This window comes from Pseudomonas mandelii (genome assembly GCF_002251635.1).
Taxonomy (GTDB): domain Bacteria; phylum Pseudomonadota; class Gammaproteobacteria; order Pseudomonadales; family Pseudomonadaceae; genus Aquipseudomonas; species Aquipseudomonas mandelii_B.
In genome coordinates this window covers 1-7239 of sequence record NZ_NMOJ01000190.1, presented here as the reverse complement: position 1 = coordinate 7239, position 7239 = coordinate 1, and the positions used below count along the sequence as shown (strand labels likewise).

General features: G+C 60.1%; 7 protein-coding genes and 1 pseudogene. 6 read left to right on the top strand and 2 right to left on the bottom strand.

Annotated features, from left to right (window positions below; translation table 11 throughout):
- The first annotated feature begins 266 nt into the window (after window positions 1–266).
- The 6 genes and pseudogenes from lon (at window position 267) to cmoB (ending at window position 6259) form a co-directional block, all read left to right on the top strand.
- Window positions 267–2684, top strand: coding sequence for an endopeptidase La (gene lon / locus B7L09_RS23555; protein WP_094470832.1), 2418 nt, complete (start codon window positions 267–269; stop codon window positions 2682–2684).
- A 161-nt stretch (window positions 2685–2845) separates the two neighbouring features.
- Window positions 2846–3433, top strand: a complete 588-nt coding sequence (locus tag B7L09_RS23550; protein ID WP_255142483.1) for a hypothetical protein — start codon at window positions 2846–2848, stop codon at window positions 3431–3433.
- Window positions 3434–3453: 20 nt separating this feature from the next.
- On the top strand, window positions 3454–3846 hold the full coding sequence (locus B7L09_RS23545) for a protease inhibitor I42 family protein (RefSeq protein ID WP_094470831.1): 393 nt from the start codon (window positions 3454–3456) through the stop codon (window positions 3844–3846).
- Window positions 3847–3848: 2 nt separating this feature from the next.
- Window positions 3849–4463: pseudogene (locus B7L09_RS23540) on the top strand (lysoplasmalogenase); the annotation flags it as partial.
- 63 nt (window positions 4464–4526) lie between these two features.
- Complete coding sequence (gene cmoA / locus B7L09_RS23535) at window positions 4527–5306, top strand: carboxy-S-adenosyl-L-methionine synthase CmoA (RefSeq protein WP_176457757.1); 780 nt, start codon at window positions 4527–4529, stop codon at window positions 5304–5306.
- Window positions 5303–6259, top strand: a complete 957-nt coding sequence (gene cmoB / locus B7L09_RS23530) for a tRNA 5-methoxyuridine(34)/uridine 5-oxyacetic acid(34) synthase CmoB (protein WP_094470830.1) — start codon at window positions 5303–5305, stop codon at window positions 6257–6259. The genes cmoA and cmoB overlap by 4 nt, the downstream gene beginning before the upstream one ends.
- Before the next feature lie 129 nt (window positions 6260–6388).
- Here cmoB and tadA read toward each other — a convergent pair whose 3' ends face one another.
- Both tadA and B7L09_RS23520 read right to left on the bottom strand, forming a co-directional pair.
- On the bottom strand, window positions 6389–6886 hold the full coding sequence (tadA, locus tag B7L09_RS23525) for a tRNA adenosine(34) deaminase TadA (protein WP_094470829.1): 498 nt from the start codon (window positions 6884–6886) through the stop codon (window positions 6389–6391).
- Window positions 6886–7239 (bottom strand): multicopper oxidase domain-containing protein (locus tag B7L09_RS23520; protein WP_176457756.1); only part of this gene is annotated, 354 nt, incomplete at its 5' end. The genes B7L09_RS23520 and tadA, both read right to left, overlap by 1 nt.

Here is a 7239-nt window from a genome sequence, read left to right as displayed (position 1 = left end):
GGCACCGAGTGGTGGGGCAAAGCGTTTTTTGGTTACTTTTTTAGGCGCTTTGTAAAAAAGTGACCCGCCGTAAGGGCGGAACCCTAAGCCGCCGTTACCGCAGCAACGGATATGTACTCAATCNACCNNACCNCNNNCGACTGTCAGGCCGCCAAGTCAAAAGCACCTGTCCAAACCCTGAACACACACCCAGAAATATCCTGCCCCATTGAAACCACCCCCCACCTGCCCCATCTAAGACCCATACCCCATTGCGCAGGTGCCCCATGAGCGACCAGCAAGAATTCCCCGAAGACCCGAGCGAATACGCCGACCCGGAGAACGCCGAACACCACTCCACCGACACCGGCCTGGCCCTGCCGGGGCAAAACCTGCCGGACAAGGTCTACATCATCCCGATCCACAANCGCCCGTTCTTCCCGGCCCAAGTGCTGCCGGTCATCGTCAATGAAGAACCGTGGGCTGAGACCCTGGATCTGGTCAGCAAATCCGATCACCACTCCCTGGCCCTGTTCTACATGGACACGCCGCCGGAAGACCCGCGCCACTTCGACACCTCAGCCCTGCCGCTGTACGGCACGCTGGTGAAGGTGCACCACGCCAGCCGCGAGAACGGCAAGCTGCAATTCGTCGCCCAGGGCCTGACCCGCGTGCGAATCAAAACCTGGCTCAAGCACCACCGCCCACCGTACCTGGTGGAAGTCGAATACCCGCACCAGCCCACCCAGCCGACCGACGAGGTCAAGGCCTACGGCATGGCGCTGATCAATGCGATCAAGGAACTGCTGCCGCTCAACCCGCTGTACAGCGAAGAGTTGAAGAACTACCTCAACCGCTTCAGCCCCAACGACCCGTCGCCGCTCACCGACTTCGCCGCCGCGTTGACTTCGGCCACCGGTAACGAGTTGCAGGAAGTACTGGACTGCGTGCCGATGCTCAAGCGCATGGAAAAAGTGCTGCCGATGCTGCGCAAGGAAGTCGAAGTGGCGCGCCTGCAGAAGGAAATCTCCGCCGAGGTGAACCGCAAGATCGGTGAGCACCAGCGCGAATTCTTCCTCAAGGAACAACTCAAGGTCATCCAGCAAGAGCTGGGCCTGACCAAGGATGACCGCAGCGCGGACGTCGAGCAGTTCGAGCAACGCCTGGTGGGCAAAGTGCTGCCGACCCAGGCGCAAAAGCGCATCAGCGAAGAGATGAACAAACTGTCGATCCTGGAAACGGGCTCGCCGGAATACGCCGTCACGCGCAACTATCTGGATTGGGCGACCTCAGTGCCATGGGGCGTGTATGGCGAGGACAAACTCGACCTCAAACACGCGCGCAAGGTGCTGGATAAACACCACGCGGGCCTGGATGACATCAAAAGTCGCATCCTCGAATTCCTCGCGGTCGGTGCTTACAAAGGCGAAGTCGCCGGCTCCATCGTGCTGCTGGTCGGCCCGCCGGGCGTGGGCAAGACCAGCGTGGGTAAATCCATCGCTGAATCCCTGGGCAGGCCGTTCTATCGGTTCAGCGTCGGCGGCATGCGCGACGAAGCAGAGATCAAGGGGCATCGCCGCACCTACATCGGCGCCATGCCAGGCAAGCTGGTGCAGGCGCTCAAGGATGTAGAGGTGATGAACCCGGTGATCATGCTCGACGAGATCGACAAAATGGGCCAGAGCTACCAGGGCGACCCGGCTTCGGCGCTCCTGGAAACCCTGGACCCGGAACAGAACGTCGAATTCCTTGACCATTACCTGGACCTGCGTCTGGACCTGTCGAAAGTGCTGTTCGTCTGCACCGCCAACACCCTGGACTCGATCCCGGGTCCGTTGCTGGACCGTATGGAAGTGATTCGCCTGTCGGGCTACATCACCGAAGAAAAAGTCGCCATCGCCAAGCGTCACCTCTGGCCCAAGCAGCTGGAAAAGGCTGGCGTGTCCAAAGGCAGCCTGAGCATCAGCGACAGCGCCTTGAAAGCCTTGATCGATGGTTACGCCCGCGAAGCCGGGGTGCGCCACTTGGAAAAAGAACTGGGCAAACTGGTGCGCAAAGCCGTGGTGAAATTGATCGACGAGCCAAAAGCGGTGATCAAAATCGGTCCGAAAGACCTCGAAGCCTCGCTCGGCCATCCGGTGTTCCGCAACGAGCAAGTGCTGTCCGGCACCGGCGTGATTACCGGCCTGGCCTGGACCAGCATGGGCGGCGCGACCTTGCCGATCGAGGCGACGCGTATCCATACGCTCAATCGCGGTTTCAAACTCACCGGGCAATTGGGTGAAGTAATGAAGGAGTCCGCCGAGATTGCCTACAGCTACATCAGCGCCAATCTGAAGTCGTTTGGCGGCGATCCGAAGTTCTTCGACGAAGCCTTCGTGCACTTGCACGTGCCGGAAGGTGCCACGCCCAAAGACGGCCCGAGCGCCGGCGTGACCATGGCCAGTGCGCTGCTGTCGCTGGCGCGTAACCAACCGCCGAAAAAAGGCGTGGCCATGACCGGCGAGCTGACGCTGACCGGGCATGTACTGCCGATTGGCGGGGTGCGTGAGAAGGTGATTGCGGCGCGCCGCCAGAAGATTCACGAGTTGATCTTGCCGGAGCCGAATCGCGGCAGCTTTGAGGAGTTGCCGGAGTATCTGAAGGAAGGCATGACGGTGCACTTTGCCAAGCGCTTTGCCGATGTGGCGAAGGTGTTGTTCTGATAGATCTCTAGCGCCTGAGCCGGCCTCTTCGCGAGCAAGCCCGCTCCCACACTTGACCGAGTACATCCTTTGGAACACGGTCAACATGTGGGAGCGGGCTTGCTCGCGAAAGGGCCAGCCCATTCGCCACAAAATGGCTCATCATCAAAAGGAATTAGCACATGACCACAGATAAAATCAGCCCCTCTACCGAAGAACTATTCGCATTGGATGGCAACATGACGTTCATGGGGCCCGGTCGGCTTGAGTTCAGATCGAATGATCTGGAGATTCGACTTTTAATCCTGAACGAAACGACGATTGGTTTTTATCAGAACCGGAACCGTCCTGCCGAAAAGCACCTGTCGTTTACTTTCAGCAAAGACATTAAAAGTGGCACTCACGAACTTGCGCAAGCGGGCCCCTTCCTCGCGGCGAATTTCCATGAAGTGCTTAACAATCAACTGGGCATGCAATCCCCCGAGCATTACAAAGCAACCAACGGCACGGTAAACCTGGTTCTTTTGGACAACTCACCTGATCAAACCAGTCATATTGTCACTGGTTTCAATCTGACTCTGGAGTCGTCGACTACCGGTAAAGTCATGGAGTGCCTGCACCATCGCCTTCGCGGGCAAGCCTCGCTCCTACGGACCGCACACTCTGTAGGAGCAAGGCTTGCCCGCGAAGGCGTCGGCACTCACACCGCCGACTCCCCCGTCGTTGTCACACTTTGTCTCATCTTCAGTTATGCTCGCCGTTCGTCGTGAACGCCGGAGCCGCTGACCTTATGTCCCCCACTCGCCTGTTTGTCCCCCTCGCCCTTTCCCTGCTGGCCGCCTGCGCCACGCAACCGAAACAGAACGTGACCGTGGAAAAACAAGGCGAATGCCCGCTGCAGATGCGCAACGGACAGAACCTGATCCTGACCCTGCCGAGCAACCCGACCACGGGCTATCGCTGGTCGATCCAGGATTCGGCCGGTGGCGTGCTGCATGCGCTCAGCCCCGAGGTCTACAGCAACCCGGAAGACGCCGGGATCGTCGGCAGTGCGGGCATTTCGACCTGGCGCTTTCAGGCGTTTGCCACCGGTACAGGCCGGTTGCGTTTGACCTATTCACAGCCATGGGCACCAGAAGTGCCGGCAGTGAAAACCTTCGACTGCGCGATTGCGGTTAACTGATCGTGGGCTGGCTGATTCTGGCGCTGATGGGCGCAGTGACCTTTCTGTATGGATTGAGCGTGCATGCCGCGCTGCTGTGCCTGCTGGTCAAACCGTTGCCGGTATTGGCCCTGCTCGGTTGGTTGCACGACGCACCGCCCAGTGAGTATCGGCGCTGGATCAGCCTTGGATTGATTTTCTCCCTGCTCGGCGATGTGTTGCTGGCGTGGCCGGGGGATTTGTTTGTGTTTGGCCTTGGGGCTTTTTTGGTCGCCCACCTGGCGTATCTGAAAGCTTACTTTAGCGATTGCCGGCGGTTGGCGTTGTTGCCATTGGTGATTGCCCTGGGGGTTGGCGCGGTGCTGCTTGGGATTTTGATTTCCCACGGACTGGGCCCTCTGTTGATCCCGGTGATTGTCTACGGTTTGGCCATCAGCGCGATGCTTTGGCGGGCGCTGGCCCGGCTCGGGACCGACGTGCCCAAACGCTCGGCGCTGTTGGCGGCGGCCGGTGCGGTGGCGTTTGTATTTTCCGACAGCGTCATTGGCATCAATCGATTCGTGCTGCCGTTCGAAGCGGCGCCCTATGTGATCATCCTCAGTTACTGGCTGGGACAATGGGGTATCGCCGCCTCNGCCCCCTTCGCAAATCCCCCACGGTTTATCAGACAACCCGCGCATCCCCCCGTCAATTTGGCTAAAATGCCGGCCTTTTCCNCCTNCGTCGCCGGACCAACCGTGAGCAAAGAACCCGATCGCCTATTCGCCCAGCCCCTGCCCCAGGTGCCGGACTTCGCCTTTAACGAGGACGTGGTACGGGTGTTCCCGGACATGATCAAGCGTTCGGTGCCGGGTTACCCGACCATCGTCGAGAACCTCGGCGTGCTCGCGGCGCAATTTGCCCAACCCAACAGCGTGCTCTACGACCTGGGCTCGTCGCTCGGCGCGGTGACCCAAGCCTTGCGCCGCCATGTGCGCACCGACGGCTGCCGGGTCATCGCAGTGGATAACTCGGCGGCGATGGTCGAGCGCTGCCGCGAATACCTCAATGGCCAGGACTCGATGTTCCAGGAGTTGCTGCCGGTCGAGGTGGTCGAGGGCGATATCCTCGCGCTGCAGTTCCAGCCGGCCTCGGTGGTGGCGCTGAACTTCACCCTGCAATTCATCGCCCCGGACCAGCGTACCGCGTTGCTCTCGCGTATCCGCCAATCGCTGTTGCCCGCAGGCGCGTTGATCCTCTCGGAGAAGCTGCGCTTCAACGACCTTGAAGAACACGCGCTGCTCACTGACCTGCACATCGCGTTCAAACGCGCCAACGGCTACAGCGAACTGGAAATTGCCCAGAAGCGCAGCGCCATCGAAAACGTCATGAAGCCCGACAGCCTCGAAGAACACCGTGAACGCCTGCTGGCGGCCGGGTTCTCGAAAGTCGTGCCGTGGTTCCAGTGTCTTAACTTTGCCTCGTTGATTGCCTTGCCATGATTGATCTGTCCCCTCTCGCCCGCCATTTGGTCGGCACTCCCCTGGCCGTGTGGGCCCAGGGCCTGCAAGCGCAACTCGATAGCAAAATGGAAAAGGGTCACGGCGACCTGGAGCGCTGGCAAAGTGCGCTGGATGCGTTGCCGAAGATTCAGCCGAGTGAAGTTGATTTACTTAATGGTCTGACACTGGACACCGATTGCGACGCTGAGACCCGTGCGCAAATGCGTTCCGCGTTGATGGGGTTGTCGCCGTGGCGCAAAGGGCCATTTGATCTGTTCGGCGTGCATGTGGACACCGAATGGCGTTCGGACTGGAAGTGGTCGCGGGTTGCACCGCACCTGGATTTGAAGGGCAAGCGCATCCTCGATGTGGGCTGCGGCAACGGCTACTACATGTGGCGCATGCTCGGCGCCGGGGCCGACAGTGTGATAGGCGTCGACCCGAACTGGCTGTTTTTCTGCCAGTTCCAGGCGGTGCAGCGTTACCTGAACGCGCCAAAGGCCTGGCACTTGCCGTTCCCGTTTGAAGACCTGCCGTCGAACCTGGAAGGCTTCGACACGGTGTTTTCCATGGGCGTGTTCTACCATCGTCGTTCGCCCATTGAGCACTTGCTGGCGCTGAAGGATTGCCTGGTCAAGGGCGGCGAACTGGTGCTGGAGACATTGGTCATCGAAGGCGATCANCAGCAGGTGCTGGTGCCGGAAGACCGTTATGCGCAAATGCGCAACGTGTGGTTCCTGCCGTCGGTGCCGGCGCTGATGCTGTGGCTGCGGCGGGCCGGGTTTAGTGATGTGCGCTGCGTCGACGTGAGCGTGACCACGGTCGAGGAACAGCGCGGGACGGAGTGGATGAAGTATCAGTCGTTGAGTGATTTCCTGGATCCGGATGATCACAGCAAGACGATTGAAGGGCTGCCGGCGCCGATGCGTGCGGTTATCGTCGCCCGCAAATAAACCCACTTTCCCAGACACTGAAAAACCTTGTGGGAGCGAGCTTGCTCGCGATAGCGGACGAGCATTCAACATCATCGTTGACTGAAAGGACGCCATCGCGAGCAAGCTCGCTCCCACAGGGGTCTGTGTTTAGTCCGCGGGTTTCGCGCGTCGGGCCTTGAAGAATTCGCTGAGCACAGCCCCGCACTCCTCAGCCAACACCCCGCCTTCAAACAACACCCGATGGTTGAGAAACCCCTGGGTAAAAAACTGGCCCTGGCTTTGCACGATGCCGGCCTTGGGCTCCAGCGCGCCGTACACCACTCGCGCGATGCGTGAATGTACGATCAGGCCCGCGCACATGCTGCACGGCTCCAGGGTTACGTACAGCGTGCTACCCGGCAGACGATAGTTGCTGGCGGCCAATGCTGCGGCGCGGATCGCCACCATTTCGGCGTGGGCGCTGGGGTCGTTGCCGCTGATCGGGCAGTTGAAGCCTCGGCCGATGATTTCACCGTCCTGCACCAGCACGGCACCCACCGGCACTTCGCCAAGTGCCGCGCCTTGGGCCGCAAGGGCCAGGGCTTCGCGCATAAAGTCCTGGTCGCGGCTGCGGTCGATAATCGCGGCGGGGCGAATCTGGCGCATCACGCCACCTCGATGGCGGCCATCAGGCCGGTTTCCATGTGGTCGATTACGTGGCAATGGAACATCCACACCCCCGGATTATCGGCCACCAACGCCACGCGGGCACGTTCATTCTTGCCCAGCAGGTAGGTGTCGGTGAAGTACGGAATCACCTTGTGGCGGTTCGACGCGATCACTTTGAAGCTCATGCCATGCAGGTGGATCGGGTGTTGGTATTGGGTCATGTTCTTCAATTCGAAAATGTAGCTCTTGCCCTTCTCCAGTTTGGCGATCGGGCGGTCGGCGCAGGTCTTGTCGGTGATGTCCCAGGCCTTGCCGTTGATCTGCCACAGGCTTGGCGGCTTGCCGTNNTC

Bases quoted from the DNA above. Each gene is read 5' to 3' on its own strand.
- B7L09_RS23550 (WP_255142483.1), top strand. From the start codon at position 2,846: ATGACCACAGATAAAATCAGCCCCTCTACCGAAGAACTATTCGCATTG.
- B7L09_RS23545 (WP_094470831.1), top strand. From the start codon at position 3,454: ATGTCCCCCACTCGCCTGTTTGTCCCCCTCGCCCTTTCCCTGCTGGCC.
- tadA (WP_094470829.1), bottom strand. From the start codon at position 6,886: ATGCGCCAGATTCGCCCCGCCGCGATTATCGACCGCAGCCGCGACCAG.